This window comes from Streptomyces hokutonensis, assembly GCF_000376565.1.
GTDB classification, from domain to species: Bacteria; Actinomycetota; Actinomycetes; order Streptomycetales; family Streptomycetaceae; genus Streptomyces; species Streptomyces hokutonensis.
The window spans coordinates 120004-135550 of record NZ_BARG01000034.1 but is presented as its reverse complement, the minus strand read 5'-3'; the positions used below and the strand labels follow the sequence as shown (position 1 = coordinate 135550).

16 protein-coding genes and 1 pseudogene are annotated in these 15547 nt (G+C 70.6%); 14 read left to right on the top strand and 3 right to left on the bottom strand.

Going from position 1 to position 15547, the window contains the following annotated elements; all coding sequences use genetic code 11:
- The first annotated feature begins 1 nt into the window (after window position 1).
- Window positions 2-646, top strand: a complete 645-nt coding sequence (locus SSP08S_RS21600; RefSeq protein WP_019069713.1) for a DJ-1/PfpI family protein — start codon at window positions 2-4, stop codon at window positions 644-646.
- Here SSP08S_RS21600 and SSP08S_RS21595 read toward each other — a convergent pair.
- On the bottom strand, window positions 630-1373 hold the full coding sequence (locus SSP08S_RS21595; protein WP_019069712.1) for an enoyl-CoA hydratase/isomerase family protein: 744 nt from the start codon (window positions 1371-1373) through the stop codon (window positions 630-632). The two genes, SSP08S_RS21600 and SSP08S_RS21595, sit on opposite strands and share 17 nt — an antisense overlap.
- Window positions 1374-1577: 204 nt before the next feature.
- Between SSP08S_RS21595 and SSP08S_RS21590 the strand changes: the two genes are divergently transcribed.
- Window positions 1578-2090: an ATP-binding protein gene (locus SSP08S_RS21590; RefSeq protein WP_051105954.1), complete on the top strand. Its 513-nt coding sequence runs from the start codon at window positions 1578-1580 to the stop codon at window positions 2088-2090.
- 9 nt (window positions 2091-2099) lie between these two features.
- Here the strand turns inward: SSP08S_RS21590 and idi are convergent, their stop codons facing one another.
- Both idi and SSP08S_RS63495 read right to left on the bottom strand, forming a co-directional pair.
- Entirely contained in the window at window positions 2100-2693 is a 594-nt protein-coding gene (gene idi / locus SSP08S_RS21585) for an isopentenyl-diphosphate Delta-isomerase (protein WP_019069710.1), read from the bottom strand.
- Between the two features lie 334 nt (window positions 2694-3027).
- Window positions 3028-3239 (bottom strand): annotated as a pseudogene (locus SSP08S_RS63495) (cation diffusion facilitator family transporter); the annotation flags it as partial.
- Between the two features lie 266 nt (window positions 3240-3505).
- On the opposite strand from SSP08S_RS63495, the gene SSP08S_RS21575 reads away from it, so the two are divergent.
- The 12 genes from SSP08S_RS21575 to SSP08S_RS21525 all read left to right on the top strand — a co-directional run bounded on the left by SSP08S_RS21575 (window position 3506) and on the right by SSP08S_RS21525 (window position 15541).
- Window positions 3506-5290 (top strand): DUF5941 domain-containing protein, encoded by a 1785-nt coding sequence (locus SSP08S_RS21575; RefSeq protein WP_019069708.1) that lies wholly within the window; start codon window positions 3506-3508, stop codon window positions 5288-5290.
- Window positions 5287-6039, top strand: a complete 753-nt coding sequence (locus SSP08S_RS21570) for a phosphocholine cytidylyltransferase family protein (protein ID WP_019069707.1) — start codon at window positions 5287-5289, stop codon at window positions 6037-6039. The genes SSP08S_RS21575 and SSP08S_RS21570 overlap by 4 nt, the downstream gene beginning before the upstream one ends.
- Window positions 6027-7088, top strand: coding sequence for an iron-containing alcohol dehydrogenase family protein (locus SSP08S_RS21565; RefSeq protein WP_019069706.1), 1062 nt, complete (start codon window positions 6027-6029; stop codon window positions 7086-7088). Before SSP08S_RS21570 ends, SSP08S_RS21565 begins: the two co-directional genes overlap by 13 nt.
- On the top strand, window positions 7066-7845 hold the full coding sequence (locus tag SSP08S_RS21560) for a CDP-alcohol phosphatidyltransferase family protein (RefSeq protein WP_078532484.1): 780 nt from the start codon (window positions 7066-7068) through the stop codon (window positions 7843-7845). Before SSP08S_RS21565 ends, SSP08S_RS21560 begins: the two co-directional genes overlap by 23 nt.
- A 5-nt stretch (window positions 7846-7850) precedes the next feature.
- Window positions 7851-8723, top strand: coding sequence for a glycosyltransferase family 2 protein (locus SSP08S_RS21555; RefSeq protein WP_019069704.1), 873 nt, complete (start codon window positions 7851-7853; stop codon window positions 8721-8723).
- Window positions 8724-8873: 150 nt separating this feature from the next.
- The gene (locus SSP08S_RS21550; protein ID WP_026178711.1) at window positions 8874-9803 is read left to right on the top strand and encodes an ABC transporter permease; all 930 of its coding nucleotides are present in this window, start codon (window positions 8874-8876) and stop codon (window positions 9801-9803) included.
- A complete protein-coding gene (locus tag SSP08S_RS21545) occupies window positions 9796-10602 on the top strand; it encodes an ABC transporter ATP-binding protein (protein ID WP_019069702.1) in 807 nt (268 codons plus the stop codon). The genes SSP08S_RS21550 and SSP08S_RS21545 overlap by 8 nt, the downstream gene beginning before the upstream one ends.
- Before the next feature lie 386 nt (window positions 10603-10988).
- On the top strand, window positions 10989-11891 hold the full coding sequence (gene hpnC / locus SSP08S_RS21540; protein ID WP_019069701.1) for a squalene synthase HpnC: 903 nt from the start codon (window positions 10989-10991) through the stop codon (window positions 11889-11891).
- Entirely contained in the window at window positions 11888-12838 is a 951-nt protein-coding gene (gene hpnD, locus SSP08S_RS21535) for a presqualene diphosphate synthase HpnD (RefSeq protein ID WP_026178709.1), read from the top strand. The genes hpnC and hpnD overlap by 4 nt, the downstream gene beginning before the upstream one ends.
- Window positions 12838-12978 carry a DUF6380 family protein gene (locus SSP08S_RS64545; protein WP_369407096.1) on the top strand — a complete coding sequence of 47 codons (141 nt, stop codon included), beginning with the start codon at window positions 12838-12840 and terminating at the stop codon, window positions 12976-12978. Before hpnD ends, SSP08S_RS64545 begins: the two co-directional genes overlap by 1 nt.
- Window positions 12975-14408, top strand: coding sequence for a hydroxysqualene dehydroxylase HpnE (hpnE, locus tag SSP08S_RS21530; RefSeq protein ID WP_019069699.1), 1434 nt, complete (start codon window positions 12975-12977; stop codon window positions 14406-14408). Before SSP08S_RS64545 ends, hpnE begins: the two co-directional genes overlap by 4 nt.
- Complete coding sequence (locus SSP08S_RS21525) at window positions 14408-15541, top strand: polyprenyl synthetase family protein (protein ID WP_026178708.1); 1134 nt, start codon at window positions 14408-14410, stop codon at window positions 15539-15541. Before hpnE ends, SSP08S_RS21525 begins: the two co-directional genes overlap by 1 nt.
- The last annotated feature ends 6 nt before the right edge of the window (window positions 15542-15547 follow it).

Genomic DNA, 15547 nt, shown 5'->3' with positions numbered 1-15547 from the left:
GATGCAAATCGCCATCGTCCTCTTCGACCGCTTCACCGCCCTCGACGCCGTAGGCCCCTACGAGACCCTCGGCCGTCTCCCCGACGCGGAGACCGTGTTCGTCGCCGAGGAGACCGGCTCCGTCCGTAACGAGAGCGGGAACCTGGCGCTCGTCGCCGACCGGACCCTGGCCGAGGTGACGAGCCCCGACATCGTGGTCGTGCCGGGCGGTCCCGGCCAGACCCCGCAGATGGAGAACGGGACCCTCCTGGACTGGCTGCGCACCGCCGACGCGACCAGCACCTGGACGACCTCGGTGTGCACCGGGTCGCTGCTGCTGGCCGCCGCTGGGCTGCTCAAAGGCCGCCGCGCGACCTCCCACTGGCTGGCCCTGGAGCAATTGGAACGGTTCGGTGTCGAGCCCACGGGGGAGCGCGTGGTGACCGACGGCAAGTACGTCACCGCGGCCGGTGTCTCCTCCGGCATCGACATGGGCCTGACCCTGCTCGGCCGGATCGCCGGCGACGAACACGCGCAGGCCGTACAGCTGTTGACCGAGTACGACCCGCAGCCGCCCTACGACGCGGGGTCCCCGGAGAAGGCGCCCGCGCATCTCGTCGAGAAGATCCGGGCCAAGAGCCGATTCATCCTCACGCAGTCCAGGTGAAGCGCGGCTCGCGGCGTTCCAGGAACGCGGCGACGCCTTCCGCGGTGTCGTCGCTGCCGCGTGCCTGCTCGGCCCAGTAACCGTCCCTGTCCGTAAGCCCGTTGGCGAACTCCTTCGCCGCGGCCTGCGTCAGCCGGGAGCGGGCGGCCAGCACCCGGGTGAACTCCGCTACCCGTTTGGCGAGTTCGCCCTCGGGCAGCAGCTCGTCGAGGAACCCGGTGCGCAGCGCCCGCTCCGCGTCGATCAACTCGCCCGAGAAGAGGAGGTACTTGGCGGTTCCCGGACCCACCAGTGACACCAACCGCCGGGTGGAGGACGCCGGATACACGATCCCGAGCTTCGCCGGAGTCACCCCGAACAGCGCCCCCTGCTCCGCGAACCGCAGATCGCAGGCCGCCGCCAACTGCGCGCCGCCGCCCACACAGTGACCCCGGATCGCCGCAAGCGTCGGCTTCGGGAACGCCGCGAGAGCCTCCTCCGCGAGCACCGCGAGCCCCTGCGCCTCACCCGCCGACTCCCGCAGCGTGGAGATGTCGGCCCCGGCGCAGAACGTCCCGCCCTCACCGGTCAGCACCAGCGCCCGTACGGCCGGGTCGGCCGCCAGGGTGTCGAGCAGCGGCGGCAGCGCGCGCCACATCGCGGCCGTCATCGCGTTGCGCTTGCCGGGATGGTGGACGACGACGGTGGCGACCGAGTCGGCGACCTCGTGCAGCAGTCGGGGCTCCATGCGCCGGATGCTACGTACAACCGGAAGAGTTCGCGAAGTCGGCATGATCGGAACACGAGCGGTCCGACACGCGACCGTACCGGGCTGAAGCGGTCGTAATACACCCGAAAACTGCTGACTTCTGTTCAGTCGTAGGGGGTGGAGCGGGTCGTTGCCAACACTCGTCGGGTGGTGACAATCGAGCGCAAGGGTGGCGACCGGACGATGGAGAACGATGGGCGTGGATCAGGTCCCCGCCCAGAAGGCGGCGTCGGGGACGATCCCCCGGCCCCCGCCCCGCCGGGTCCGCTGCCGTACGAGGGAGTCTGGCGGTTCACCGCCTCCGCCGTCGACGCCTCCGTCCCGCAGGCGCGGCACGCCGTGCGGGACCTGCTGCTCCGCCAGGGCGTGCCCCTGACGGACGACCTGCTGCAAGGGCTGTTGCTGATCGTCTCCGAGCTGGTCACCAACGGGGTCAAGCACGCGGCGCTGCTGTCGCCGATACTCGCGGTGGAGGTCGCCGTCGGCGCCGAGTGGGTGCGGGTGTCCGTCGAGGACAACCACCCCTACCGCCCGACCGCCCTGGTGGCCGACCACGACGAGACCGGCGGCCGGGGACTGCTCCTGGTGCGCGAGGTGACCCGGGAGGCGGGCGGCGTCTGCGACGTCGAGCACACGGCGAGCGGCGGCAAGGTGATCTGGGCCGCGCTGCCGCTCACCGCCGCGCGGGTGCCGTAGGCCGGGCGGTCACCAGCCCGCGGACGGGCCCGTCAGCTCGCGGACCGCCGGGCGGGCCGCGTCCAGCACCGTCATGAACCAGGACGAGAAGGTGTCCTTCGCGTGCCGCTCCGCCAGCTCGGCGGGGGTCACGAACGCGGTCGTGCCCACCTCCTCCGGGTCCGGCCGCAGCGCGGACTGCACCATGCCGACGAAGAGGTGGTTGTACTCCTGCTCCACCAGGCCCGAGTCCGGGTCCGGGTGGTTGTAGCGCACCGTGCCCGCCTCGGCGAGCAGCGACGGCGACACCCCGAGCTCCTCGTACGTCCGCCGGGCCGCCGCCGCGAAGGGCGCCTCGCCCGGGTAGGGGTGGCCGCAGCAGGTGTTGGACCAGACGCCGGGGGAGTGGTACTTGCCGAGCGCCCGCTGCTGCAGCAGCAGCCGCCCCTGCTCGTCGAAGAGGAAGACGGAGAAGGCGCGGTGCAGCCGCCCCGGTGGCTGGTGGGCGGAGAGCTTCTCCGCGGTGCCGATCGTCACGCCGTTCTCGTCGACCAGTTCGAGCAGGATCGCTTCGGCGGTGCCGTTCGACGAGGTGTGCGTCGCGGTGGCAGGTGTGATCGGCATACCCATCCTTCACATCGGTCTTCAGAGCCAAGTCTGCCGTACGAATCCGGCACTCCCGGCAGTTCATCGTGCCCGGCGCGGCGACAGGGGAACCGTCCGGGGGTGGGGTCACGGGAGTGTGGACACGGGTGTACGCCGGACGGTTGCGTTCCGTCCGGCCCGGTCGTTTTCCCTCGGATTCGGTCGGTTTCCGTCAGCCGTCGGTGACAGAGCTTCGCCTCGTGCCGCGCGTGCCCGAGGTGATCGTCCAGGCGTGCAGATCGTGGATGTCCTCGATCACCAGGCCGATGACGAGCGAGGCGATCGGGTCGGCCGCCTGCCGGCCCGTGGCCGGCGCCATGCCGGGCTCGAGCGCGTCCGTCGCCATGTGGGTCGCGTCCGCGATGAGCGCCAGGGAGTCCGCGAGCAGCCTGTCGACCACCTCGACCACCATCACGGTGAGCGTGATCCCCGGCGCGACGCGCAGCCTGCCCCGGTACGCCGCCGCGGCCGTACCGGTGACGGGAGCGCCGTGCGTGTGGGATGCCCGTGGTCGTGCCTTGCCCCCCGTGAACCGCCGTCGCGGGCTTCGCGGAATGTCCTGCGATGCCCGCTCTGGCAGGTGCGGTTTGTCGGCCAGGGGCCGAATCCCTGATGATGATCTCGGCGGAGGCGCCTGCAGATCCTGTTGATCAGCCTATGAACGGCCGGTGAACACGGGCTTGAGAGCATCCGATAGCCTCTGCCGACATGCCGCCCGGGTGCCACCCAAGGGGCGCCACCACCATGCACATGACCGGCGCCCACGCGTCGGCACCAGGGAGTGAGTTCGGTTGTCGACCGCCATCCTCACCGGTCAGCCGGTCCCCGGATCGTCGATCGAGGACGACCTGCGCTCGCTCGGCTTCGACGTCCGGATCGCCGCCGACGCCACCGAGGCGGAAACGCTCCTGGCGGCCGTTCCCGGTGACCGTCGCGTCGCCGTCGTGGACGCCCGCTTCGTCGGCCATCTGCACGCGCTGCGCCTCGGCCTGACCGACCCCCGCTTCCCGCTCGCCGCGGTACCGGGCGCCGTCACCGCGCAGCCGGCCGGCCGCCAGGCCCTGACCCGAGCGATGGCCCGCGAGAACTCGGCCGGCGGCGGCACGACCCTCCTCGACAACCTCGCCGACCGCATCGTCACCGCCCTCGACGCCGACGGCGCGGACGTGCACCGCCCCGAACTGGGCAGCCTCGTCGCCACGGTCCCCGTAGACCCGCAGGCCGGCAGCGAGGCACGGCAGGCCGTCGCCGCCGTCGACGACGAGGCCGTACGCCTCAAGTCGGCCGTGAAGTCCCGCGACGGCTTCTTCACCACCCACTTCATCAGCCCGTACTCCCGCTACATCGCCCGCTGGTGCGCCCGCCGCGGCCTCACCCCGAACCAGGTCACCACCGCCTCCCTCCTCACCGCGCTCATCGCGGCGGGCTGCGCGGCCACCGGCACCCGCGCCGGGTTCGTCGCAGCCGGCGTCCTGCTGATCGCGTCCTTCGTCCTGGACTGCACGGACGGCCAGCTCGCGCGCTACTCCCTCCAGTACTCCACCCTCGGCGCCTGGCTCGACGCCACCTTCGACCGGGCCAAGGAGTACGCCTACTACGCGGGCCTCGCGCTGGGGGCGGCCCGGGGCGGCGACGACGTATGGGCGCTCGCGCTCGGCGCGATGGTCCTCCAGACCTGCCGGCACGTCGTGGACTTCTCCTTCAACGAGGCCAACCACGACGCCACCGCCAACACCAGCCCCACCGCCGCCCTCTCCGACAAGCTCGACAGCGTCGGCTGGACGGTCTGGGTGCGCCGGATGATAGTCCTGCCCATCGGCGAACGATGGGCGATGATCGCCGTCCTCACGGCCGTGACGACCCCCCGGATCACCTTCTACGTCCTCCTCGTCGGCTGTGCCTTCGCGGCGACGTACACGACGGCGGGCCGGGTGCTGCGCTCGCTGACCCGGAAGGCACGGCGGACGGACCGGGCGGCGCAGGCGCTCGCGGACCTCGCCGACAACGGACCCCTTGCGTCCTTCGTGGCCCGCGTCAACCCCGGCCGCCTCGGCGCCCCGCTCCTGATCGCACTCGCGGGCACCACGATCCTCGCCGTCTCCCTCTTCTCCGGCGTCACCTGGGCCCCCGTGGTCGGCGCCCTCGTCTACGCGCTCACCTCCGGCCAGGCTCTGTCCCGCCCCCTCAAGGGCGCCCTCGACTGGCTCGTCCCCCCGCTCTTCCGGGCGGCCGAATACTGCACCGTCCTGGTGCTCGCGGCTAAAGCGGAGGTAAACGGAGCACTTCCAGCGGCTTTCGGACTGGTGGCCGCCGTCGCCTACCATCACTACGACACGGTGTACCGCATCCGCGGCAACGCCGGGGCGTCCCCGGCCTGGCTGGTGCGCGCCATCGGGGGGCAGGAGGGGCGGACGCTGCTCGTCACCGTTCTCGCCGCCGCGCTCACCGCGTCGCAGTTCCCGGTCGCGCTCACGGTCCTGGCCGTGGCCGTGGCTCTGCTGGTGCTCTTCGAGAGCATCCGCTTCTGGGTGTCCGCAGGGGCGCCCGCCGTACACGATGAAGGAGAACCCGCATGATCGGCCTCGTGCTGGCGGCCGGCGCCGGACGGCGTCTGCGCCCCTACACCGACAGCCTTCCCAAGGCGCTGGTGCCGGTGGGGCCCGCGGGCATAGAGGGCGAACCGACGGTCCTGGACCTCACCCTCGGCAACTTCGCCGAGATCGGTCTGACCGAGGTCGCGATCATCGTCGGCTACCGCAAGGAAGCCGTGTACGAGCGCAAGGCGGCCCTCGAGGCGAAGTACGGGCTCAAGCTCACCCTCATCGACAACGACAAGGCCGAGGAGTGGAACAACGCCTACTCCCTGTGGTGCGGACGTGACGCCCTCAAGGACGGCGTGATCCTCGCCAACGGCGACACCGTCCACCCGGTCTCCGTCGAGAAGACGCTGCTCGCGGCCCGCGGCGAAGGCAAGCGGATCATCCTCGCGCTGGACACCGTCAAGTCCCTCGCGGACGAGGAGATGAAGGTCGTCGTCGACCCTGCCAAGGGCATGACGAAGATCACCAAGCTGATGGACCCCGCCGAGGCCACCGGCGAGTACATCGGCGTGACCCTCATCGAGGGCGACGCCACCCCCGAACTGGCCGACGCGCTCAAGACGGTGTGGGAGACCGACCCGCAGCAGTTCTACGAGCACGGCTACCAGGAACTGGTCAACCGCGGCTTCCGGATCGACGTCGCCCCGATCGGCGACGTCAAGTGGGTCGAGATCGACAACCACGACGATCTGGCCAAGGGGCGGGAGATCGCGTGCCTGTACTGACCCGGCTGATTCCCTCGCCCGTCGTCGTGGACATCCGCCCGGGTGCCCTCGACGACCTGGCGTGCGTGCTCGCCGACGAACGCATCTCGCACTCCGGCAAGCTCGCCATCGCGGTCAGCGGCGGCTCGGGCGCCCGGCTGCGCGCGCGGATCGCGCCGAGCCTGCCCGGCGCCACCTGGTTCGAGGTCGACGGCGGCACCATCGACGACGCGGTCCGGCTGGCCGGCGACATAAAGGGCGGTCGGTACGACGCGGTCGTGGGCCTCGGCGGCGGAAAGATCATCGACTGCGCCAAGTTCGCGGCGGCACGCGTGGGCCTTCCGCTGGTGGCCGTCGCCACCAACCTCGCCCACGACGGCCTGTGTTCGCCGGTCGCGACGCTCGACAACGACGCGGGGCGCGGCTCGTACGGTGTGCCCAATCCGATCGCCGTGGTCATCGACCTCAATGTGATCCGTGAGGCTCCCGTCCGCTTCGTGCGCTCCGGCATCGGCGACGCCGTCTCCAACATCTCCGCGGTCGCGGACTGGGAGCTGGCCAACCGGGTCAAGGGCGAGAAGATCGACGGTCTCGCCGCGGCGATGGCACGCCAGGCCGGCGAGGCGGTGCTCCGGCACCCCGGTGGCGTCGGCGACGACGGCTTCCTCCAGGTCCTGGCCGAGGCACTGGTCCTCACCGGCATCGCCATGTCGGTGTCGGGCGACTCCCGCCCGTCCTCCGGCGCCTGCCACGAGATCAACCACGCCTTCGACCTGCTCTTCCCCAAACGCGCGGCCGCCCACGGCGAGCAGTGCGGACTGGGCGCGGCCTTCGCGATGTACCTGCGCGGAGCCCACGAGGAATCGGCGTACATGGCCGAGGTGCTGCGCCGGCACGGACTGCCGGTGCTTCCCGAGGAGATCGGCTTCACGGTGGACGAGTTCGTCCGCGCCGTGGAGTTCGCTCCGGAGACCCGCCCCGGCCGCTACACGATCCTCGAACACCTCGACCTGAAAACCGACCAGATCAAGGACATCTACGCCGACTATGTCAAGGCCATCGGTAGCTGAACTCCGTCCCGTCGTCCACCCCGCAGGGGTGAAGGACCGGCGCAGCGGTGAGCACTGGATGGGACGCCTCTACATGCGTGAGGTGTCCCTGCGGGTGGACCGCTACCTGGTGAACACCAGGGTCTCGCCCAACCAGCTCACGTACCTGATGACCGTCTTCGGCGTACTCGCCGCCCCGGCGCTGCTGGTGCCGGGGATCACGGGCGCCGTGCTGGGCGTGGTGTGCGTCCAGATGTATCTGCTGCTGGACTGCGTCGACGGCGAGATCGCCCGCTGGCGCAAGCAGTACTCCCTTGCCGGGGTCTACCTCGACCGGGTCGGCGCCTATCTGACCGACGCGGCCGTCCTCGTCGGCTTCGGGCTGCGCGCCGCCGACCTGTGGGGCAGCGGCCGTATCGACTGGCTGTGGGCGTTCCTCGGGACGCTGGCCGCGCTCGGCGCGATCCTGATCAAGGCCGAGACCGACCTGGTCGGGGTCGCCCGGCACCAGACCGGCAAGGCACCGGTGCAGGAGTCCGCGGCCGAGATGCGGTCCTCCGGGATGGCGCTGGCCCGCCGGGCCGCCGCCGCCTTCAAGTTCCACCGGCTGATCCTCGGCATCGAGGCGTCCCTGCTGATCCTGGTCCTCGCGATCGTCGACCAGGTCCGCGGCGACCTCTTCTACTCGCGGCTCGGCGTCGCCGTACTCGCCGGCATCGCGCTGCTTCAGACCCTGCTGCACCTGGTGTCGATCCTCGCGTCGAGCAGGCTGAAGTGAGCGGCATGAAGGTCGGCGCGGTGATCATCACCATGGGCAACCGGCCCGACGAACTACGGGCGTTGCTCGACTCGGTCGCCAAGCAGGACGGCGACCGGGTCGAGGCGGTCGTCGTCGGCAACGGCTCGCCCGTGCCCGACGTACCGGACGGCGTCCGGACCATAGAGCTGCCCGAGAACCTCGGCATTCCCGGCGGGCGCAACATCGGCCTGGAGGCCTTCGGGCCGTGCGGTCGCGATGTCGACATAGTGATGTTCCTCGACGACGACGGACTGCTCGCCCAGCACGACACCGCCGAGCTGTGCCGTCAGGCCTTCGCCGCAGACCCCCGGCTCGGCATCATCAGCTTCCGCATCGCCGACCCGGACACCGGCGTCACCCAGCGCCGCCACGTCCCCCGGCTGCGCGCCTCCGACCCGATGCGCTCCTCCCGCGTCACCACCTTCCTCGGCGGCGCCAACGCGGTCCGTACGAAGGTCTTCGCCGAGGTCGGCGCCCTCCCGGACGAGTTCTTCTACGCCCACGAGGAGACCGACCTCGCCTGGCGGGCCCTCGACGCCGGCTGGATGATCGACTACCGGTCCGACATGGTCCTGTACCACCCGACGACGGCGCCCTCGCGGCACGCGGTCTACCACCGCATGGTCGCCCGCAACCGGGTCTGGCTGGCCCGCCGCAACCTCCCCGCCCCCCTCGTCCCCGTCTACCTCGGGGTGTGGCTGCTGCTCACCCTCCTGCGCCGGCCCTCGCGTCCTGCCCTGCAGGCCTGGTTCGGCGGGTTCAAGGAGGGCTGGACCACTCCGTGCGGACCGCGCAGGCCCATGAAGTGGCGTACGGTGTGGCGGCTGACCCGACTGGGCCGGCCCCCCGTGATCTGACAGGCCCGACGGTGCGTGACCGCGCGCTCGGCGCGCGGACGCCCCCCGAACCGTGTCCGGCGGCGGATACGTGTCGCTTCCTGTAGCACAATTCCGTAAGACGAACGCAAGACGATCGTAAGACGCATCCGAACATGAAGGCTTCCACCCTTGAGTGAGACAACGCATGACGGCGGGGTCGCGGTGAGCCCGCGCCCGTCGCCCGACGAAGGCCTCACGGCGCCGCAACTCGCCGCCAAGTACGGGCTGACCGTGAGCGGCGCCCGCCCCGGACTCGTCGACTACGTCCGCCAGCTCTGGGGACGACGTCACTTCATCCTGGCCTTCTCCCAGGCGAAGCTGACGGCCCAGTACAGCCAGGCGAAGCTCGGCCAGCTCTGGCAGGTCGCCACCCCGCTGCTGAACGCGGCCGTCTACTTCTTCATCTTCGGCGTCATCCTGAAGGCCAGCCGGGGCATGTCGCGGGACGTGTACATCCCGTTCCTGGTCACGGGCGTCTTCGTGTTCACCTTCACGCAGAGCTCGATCATGGCGGGCGTCCGCGCGATCTCCGGCAACCTCGGCCTGGTGCGCGCGCTGCACTTCCCGCGGGCCTCGCTGCCGATCTCCTTCGCGCTCCAGCAGCTCCAGCAGCTGCTGTTCTCGATGACCGTGCTGTTCGTCATCGTGATCGGCTTCGGCAGCTACCCGAGCCTCTCGTGGCTGCTGATCCTCCCCATCCTGCTGCTGCAGTTCCTCTTCAACACCGGGCTCGCGCTGATCGTGGCGCGGATGGGCGCCAAGACCCCGGACCTCGCCCAGCTGATGCCGTTCATTCTGCGCACCTGGATGTACACCTCCGGCGTCATGTTCTCCATCAGCAAGATGATGGAGGGCCGCTCCGAGGTGTTCATCCGCTTCCTCCAGGTGAACCCGGCCGCCATCTACATGGACCTGATGCGCTTCGCGCTCATCGACGGCTACGGCTCCTCGAACCTGCCGCCGCACGTCTGGGCCATCGCCACCTTCTGGGCCGTGGTCCTGTTCGCCGGCGGCTTCGTGTACTTCTGGCAGGCGGAGGAGAGGTACGGCCGTGGCTGAGCCCGACACCGAGCAGAACCCGGTGGACCAGACGCCGGAGGCGCTGATCCCCACCGTCGTCGCGGACGAACTGCACATCGTCTACCGCGTGCACGGCGCCAAGACCGGCAAGGGCAGCGCCACCGCCGCCCTCAGCCGCATAGTCAAGCGCGGCGAGGAGCGCGGGGTGCGCAAGGTGCACGCCGTCAGGGGCGTCTCCTTCGTCGCCTACCGGGGCGAGGCCGTCGGCCTGATCGGCTCCAACGGTTCCGGCAAGTCGACCCTGCTGCGCGCCATCGCCGGCCTGCTCCCGGCCGAGAGCGGCCGGGTCTACACCAACGGCCAGCCCTCGCTGCTGGGCGTGAACGCGGCCCTGATGAACGACCTCACCGGCGAGCGGAACGTCATCCTGGGCGGTCTCGCCATGGGCATGAGCCGCGAACAGGTCAGGGAGCGCTACCAGGAGATCGTCGATTTCTCCGGGATCAACGAGAAGGGCGACTTCATCACCCTTCCCATGCGCACCTATTCCTCCGGAATGGCGGCCCGGCTGCGCTTCTCCATCGCCGCCGCCAAGGACCACGACGTCCTGATGATCGACGAGGCGCTGGCCACCGGAGACCGCAAGTTCCAGGTCCGCTCCGAGCAGCGCATCCGTGAACTGCGCAAGTCCGCGGGCACGGTGTTCCTGGTCAGCCACAACAACAAGTCGATCCGCGACACCTGCGACCGGGTGCTGTGGCTGGAACGCGGCGAACTGCGGATGGACGGACCGACCGAAGAGGTACTCAAGGAGTACGAGAAGTTCACCGGCAAGTAGTCCACTCGCATATGGGCGCAAAAGCCCGGAACGCTTCCCAGGGCCCCGCCGGAACTGCTCCGGCGGGGCCCCGCGTCTGCAAAGGAAACGTCAACTCGGCCCGGCCCAAGGAATCTTGACGCCAATCGGTGTGTTGTTGTGATGTGCAGGACACCCCGAGGAAGCTCGCTGCGTTGTACAACGTAAGCTGTACCGGTGCCGAATAGCGGCAAGTGGGGCGATAATGCGCGACACCCATATGCGGGTCACCGTGCGGACGACTGGGCGGCGTGTCCGAAATAGTGTGTATTGGGTCGGCAGTGTAGAACGGGAGATGTGACGGCAATGGCTACGGAAACTCCCCAGCTCACCGAAGCACGTGCCGTCCCCGCCCCTGGCAGCGAGCGGTGACGGGAAGCGGCACCGCCGCCACCGGTGATCCGGAGCGCGGCACACTCGACAAGGCCGCGGGCGAGAACTTCCCCGTGGCACCTTTCTTCCTGCCCAGGGCCTGGCGCACCGACCTCATGGCGGTCTACGGATTCGCCCGCCTCGTCGACGACATCGGCGACGGCGACCTCGCCCCCGGCGGCGCCGACGCACGACTGCTCGGCGTGTCGCCCGAGGACGCGGAGGACCGCGTGGTCCTCCTGGACGCCTTCGAGGCCGATCTGCGCCGGGTCTTCGACGGCACCCCGAGCCATCCCCTGCTGCGCCGCCTCCAGCCGACCGTCCGCCGGTGCGCGCTCACCCCGGAGCCCTTCCTCGGCCTGATCGCCGCGAACCGCCAGGACCAGGTCGTCACGCGTTACGAGACCTACGACGATCTCCTTGCCTACTGTGAACTCTCCGCAAACCCGGTCGGCCGCCTCGTGCTCGGCGTCACCGGCACCGAGACCCCCGAGCGGATCCGGCTCTCCGACGCGGTCTGCACCGCACTGCAGATCGTCGAACACCTTCAGGACGTGACCGAGGACCTCGGCCGCGACCGCATCTACCTGCCCGCCCAGGACATGAAGCGCTTTCACGTCCAGGAAGCGGATCTCGCCACGCCCTCCGCGGGCGCATCGGTGCGCGCACTGGTTGCATACGAAGCAGAACGCGCCCGCGATCTCCTGAATGAAGGCGCCCCCCTGGTGGGTAGCGTCCACGGCAGACTGAAGCTGCTGCTCGCGGGGTTCGTGGCGGGGGGACGGGCGGCGATCAGAGCGATCGTCGCCGCCGAATACGACGTACTTCCCGGCCCGCCCAAACCCGGCAAGATCCAGTTGCTGCGTGAGGTGGGCGTGACTCTGCGAGGAGAGGGGTGATCCGGACCGTGGAGTCTGCACCGCACATGTCCGCGCCGGTACTCGCCGCCTACAGCTACTGCGAGGCCGTCACCGGACAACAGGCGCGCAATTTCGCGTACGGCATCAGACTGTTGCCCACGCCGAAGCGGCGCGCCATGTCGGCGCTGTACGCGTTCTCACGGCGTGTCGACGACATCGGCGACGGCACGCTGGCGACCGAGGTGAAGTCGGCGCGGCTGGAGGACACCCGGGCGCTGCTGACCCGGGTCCGCGAAGGCAAGGTGGAGGAGGACGACACCGACCCGGTCGCGGTCGCCCTCGCGCACGCGGCCGAGGCCTTCCCGATCCCGCTCGGCGGTCTGGACGAGCTGATCGACGGCGTCCTGATGGACGTCCAGGGCGAGACCTACGAGACCTGGGACGATCTGAAGGTCTACTGCCGGTGTGTCGCAGGCGCCATCGGGCGGCTCTCGCTCGGCGTGTTCGGCACGGAGGCGGGGGCGCGCGGCTCCGAACGCGCCTCGGAGTACGCCGACACGCTGGGGCTCGCGCTCCAGCTCACCAACATCCTGAGAGACGTCCGCGAGGACGCCGAGGGCGGCCGTACCTATCTGCCCGCCGACGACCTCGCGAAATTCGGGTGCTCGGCCGGGTTCGACGGGCCGACTCCGCCGGAGGGCTCCGACTTCGCGGGTCTCGTGCACTTCGAGGTGCGCCGGGCCCGCACTCTTTTCGCCGAGGGCTACCGGCTGCTCCCCATGCTCGACCGCCGCAGCGGCGCCTGTGTCGCCGCCATGGCCGGCATCTACCGCCGCCTCCTGGACCGCATCGAGCGCGAGCCGGAGGCCGTGCTGCGCGGCCGCGTCTCGCTGCCCGGCCGTGAGAAGGCCTACGTCGCCGTGCGCGGCCTGTCCGGACTGGACACCCGCCACGTCACGCGCAGGACCCTCAGGAGGCGCACCTGATGGACAAAGTGGGCCAAGGTGATGTCACCGGAGAAATGCGGCACGCAACCCTCCGGTGCGCGACGGCGTCCCTGACTGCGACGACCTGCCATGGAGGGTTCGCGCACCACGGTGGGCGCACAGGGGGGAGTGCACGATGAGCGACGGGACGCAGGGCGGCGACGGGCTGCCCTCGGATCCATCGACGGGCGGGGCCGGGCGCCATGCCGTCGTGGTCGGCGGCGGGCTGGCCGGCGTGACCACCGCGCTCGCGCTCGCCGACGCCGGAGTCCGCGTGACGTTGCTCGAGGGCCGGCCGCGCCTGGGCGGGCTCGCCTTCTCCTTCCAGCGCGGCGACCTCACCGTCGACAACGGACAGCACGTGTACCTGCGTTGCTGCACCGCCTACCGCTGGTTCCTCGACCGCATCGAGGGCTCGGCGCTGTCTCCGCTGCAGGATCGTCTCGACGTGCCCGTACTCGACGCGAACCGCCCCGAGGGACGCCGGCTCGGCAGACTGCGGCGCGACGCGCTGCCCGTGCCGCTGCATCTTGGGCGCAGCCTCGCGACCTACCCGCATCTCTCGCTCGCCGAGCGCGTCAAAGTGGGCCGTGCCGCTCTCGCGCTCAAGGGGCTCGACCTCAACGATCCGGCCCTGGACACGCAGGACTTCGGCAGCTGGCTGGCCGCGCACGGTCAGTCGGCGCGTGCCGTCGAGGCACTGTGGGACCTGGTGGGGGTCGCCACCCTCAACGCGGTGGCCGGCGATTCCTCGCTGGCACTGGCCGCGATGGTGTTCAAGACCGGTCTGCTCTCCGACCCGGGCGCGGCCGACATCGGCTGGGCCCATGTGCCGCTGGGCGAACTGCACGACCGGCTGGCCCGCAAGGCGCTCGACTCCGCGGGCGTGCGCACCGAAGTCCGTACACGCGTCACCTCCGTCTCCACTGAGGAGAACGGGCGTTGGACCGTCCAGGTTCCCGGCGAGAGCATCGAGGCCGACGCCGTCGTCCTCGCCGTACCCCAGCGCGAGGCCCACGATCTGCTGCCCGCAGGGGCCCTCGACGCCCCTGAGCAGCTGCTCGCCATCGACACCGCTCCGATCCTCAACGTCCATGTCGTCTACGACCGCAAGGTGCTCGCCCGGCCCTTCTTCGCCGCGCTGGGCAGCCCCGTGCAGTGGGTGTTCGACCGGACGGAGGCGTCCGGGCTGAAGGACGGCCAGTACCTGGCGCTGTCCCAGTCCGCCGCGCACGACGAGATCGACGAGACCGTCGCCGAACTGCGCGAGCGCTACCTTCCCGAGCTGGAGCGGCTGCTGCCCGGTGCGCGCGGCGCCGAGGTGAGGGACTTCTTCGTGACCAGGGAGCGCACGGCGACGTTCGCTCCCGCCCCCGGCGTCGGACGGCTGCGGCCCGGCGCCCGCACCAAGGCCCCCGGCCTGTACCTGGCCGGAGCGTGGACCGCCACAGGGTGGCCCGCGACCATGGAAAGTGCGGTCCGCAGTGGGGTGAGCGCGGCCGATGCCGCGCTCGCTGCCCTGGGCCGGCCCCGCCCCCATCGGCTCTTCGAGTTCGAGGAGGCGGCGTGATGCTCGACGAGCACGCGGCAGGCCCCCGCACCCCCGGTACCGCGACAAGAGGAGAGACTGTGCCCACTGTGCCCCCGGCCGAGACGGCCGCTGCGAGGACCGCGGTGGACGTGTCCGCGCTCCTGGAGCGCGGCCGGACCCTTGCCACACCGGTGCTGCGCGCAGCCGTGGACCGTCTGGCACCGCCCATGGACACCGTCTCCGCCTACCACTTCGGCTGGATCGACGCCGAGGGCAACCCGGCCGCGGGCGACGGCGGCAAGGCCGTGCGCCCCGCGCTCGCCGTGCTCTCCGCCGAGGTCACCGGTGCCGCGCCCGAGGTCGGCATCCCGGGGGCCGTCGCCGTCGAGCTGGTCCACAACTTCTCGCTGCTGCACGACGACCTGATGGACGGTGACGAGCAGCGCCGGCACCGCGACACCGTGTGGAAGGTGCACGGCCCCGCGCAGGCCATCCTGGTGGGCGACGCCCTGTTCGCGCTCGCCAACGAGGTCCTGCTGGAGCTCGGCACCGTCGAGGCCGGCCGCGCCACCCGCCGCCTCACCACCGCGACCCGCGCCCTCATCGACGGCCAGGCGCAGGACATCTCCTACGAGCACCGCGACCGCGTCAGCGTCGAGGAGTGCCTGGAGATGGAGGGCAACAAGACCGGCGCCCTGCTCGCCTGCGCCTCCTCCATCGGGGCCGTGCTCGGCGGTGCGGACGACCGCACCGCCGACGTGCTGGAGAAGTACGGCCACCACCTCGGCCTGGCCTTCCAGGCCGTCGACGACCTCCTCGGCATCTGGGGCGACCCGGAGGCCACCGGGAAGCAGACCTGGAGCGATCTGCGCCAGCGCAAGAAGTCCCTGCCCGTGGTGGCGGCGCTCGCGGCGGGCGGACCCGCCTCCGAGCGGCTCGGCGAGATCCTCGCCGCCGACGCCAAGAGCAGCGACTTCGAGAACTTCTCCGAGGAGGAGTTCGCGGCCCGCGCCGCGCTCATCGAGGAGGCCGGCGGCCGCGAGTGGACCGCCGAAGAGGCACGCCGTCAGCACACCATCGCCATCGAGGTCCTGGACGCCATCGACATGCCCGACCGGGTTCGGACGCAGTTCACGGCGCTCGCCGACTTCGTCGTCGTACGAAAGAGATGATCACTA

Bases quoted from the DNA above. Each gene is read 5' to 3' on its own strand.
- SSP08S_RS21600 (WP_019069713.1), top strand. From the start codon at position 2: ATGCAAATCGCCATCGTCCTCTTCGACCGCTTCACCGCCCTCGACGCC.
- SSP08S_RS21595 (WP_019069712.1), bottom strand. From the start codon at position 1,373: ATGGAGCCCCGACTGCTGCACGAGGTCGCCGACTCGGTCGCCACCGTC.
- SSP08S_RS21590 (WP_051105954.1), top strand. From the start codon at position 1,578: ATGGAGAACGATGGGCGTGGATCAGGTCCCCGCCCAGAAGGCGGCGTC.
- idi (WP_019069710.1), bottom strand. From the start codon at position 2,693: ATGCCGATCACACCTGCCACCGCGACGCACACCTCGTCGAACGGCACC.
- SSP08S_RS21570 (WP_019069707.1), top strand. From the start codon at position 5,287: ATGATCGGCCTCGTGCTGGCGGCCGGCGCCGGACGGCGTCTGCGCCCC.
- SSP08S_RS21560 (WP_078532484.1), top strand. From the start codon at position 7,066: ATGTCAAGGCCATCGGTAGCTGAACTCCGTCCCGTCGTCCACCCCGCA.
- SSP08S_RS21555 (WP_019069704.1), top strand. From the start codon at position 7,851: ATGAAGGTCGGCGCGGTGATCATCACCATGGGCAACCGGCCCGACGAA.
- SSP08S_RS64545 (WP_369407096.1), top strand. From the start codon at position 12,838: ATGGACAAAGTGGGCCAAGGTGATGTCACCGGAGAAATGCGGCACGCA.
- hpnE (WP_019069699.1), top strand. From the start codon at position 12,975: ATGAGCGACGGGACGCAGGGCGGCGACGGGCTGCCCTCGGATCCATCG.
- SSP08S_RS21525 (WP_026178708.1), top strand. From the start codon at position 14,408: ATGCTCGACGAGCACGCGGCAGGCCCCCGCACCCCCGGTACCGCGACA.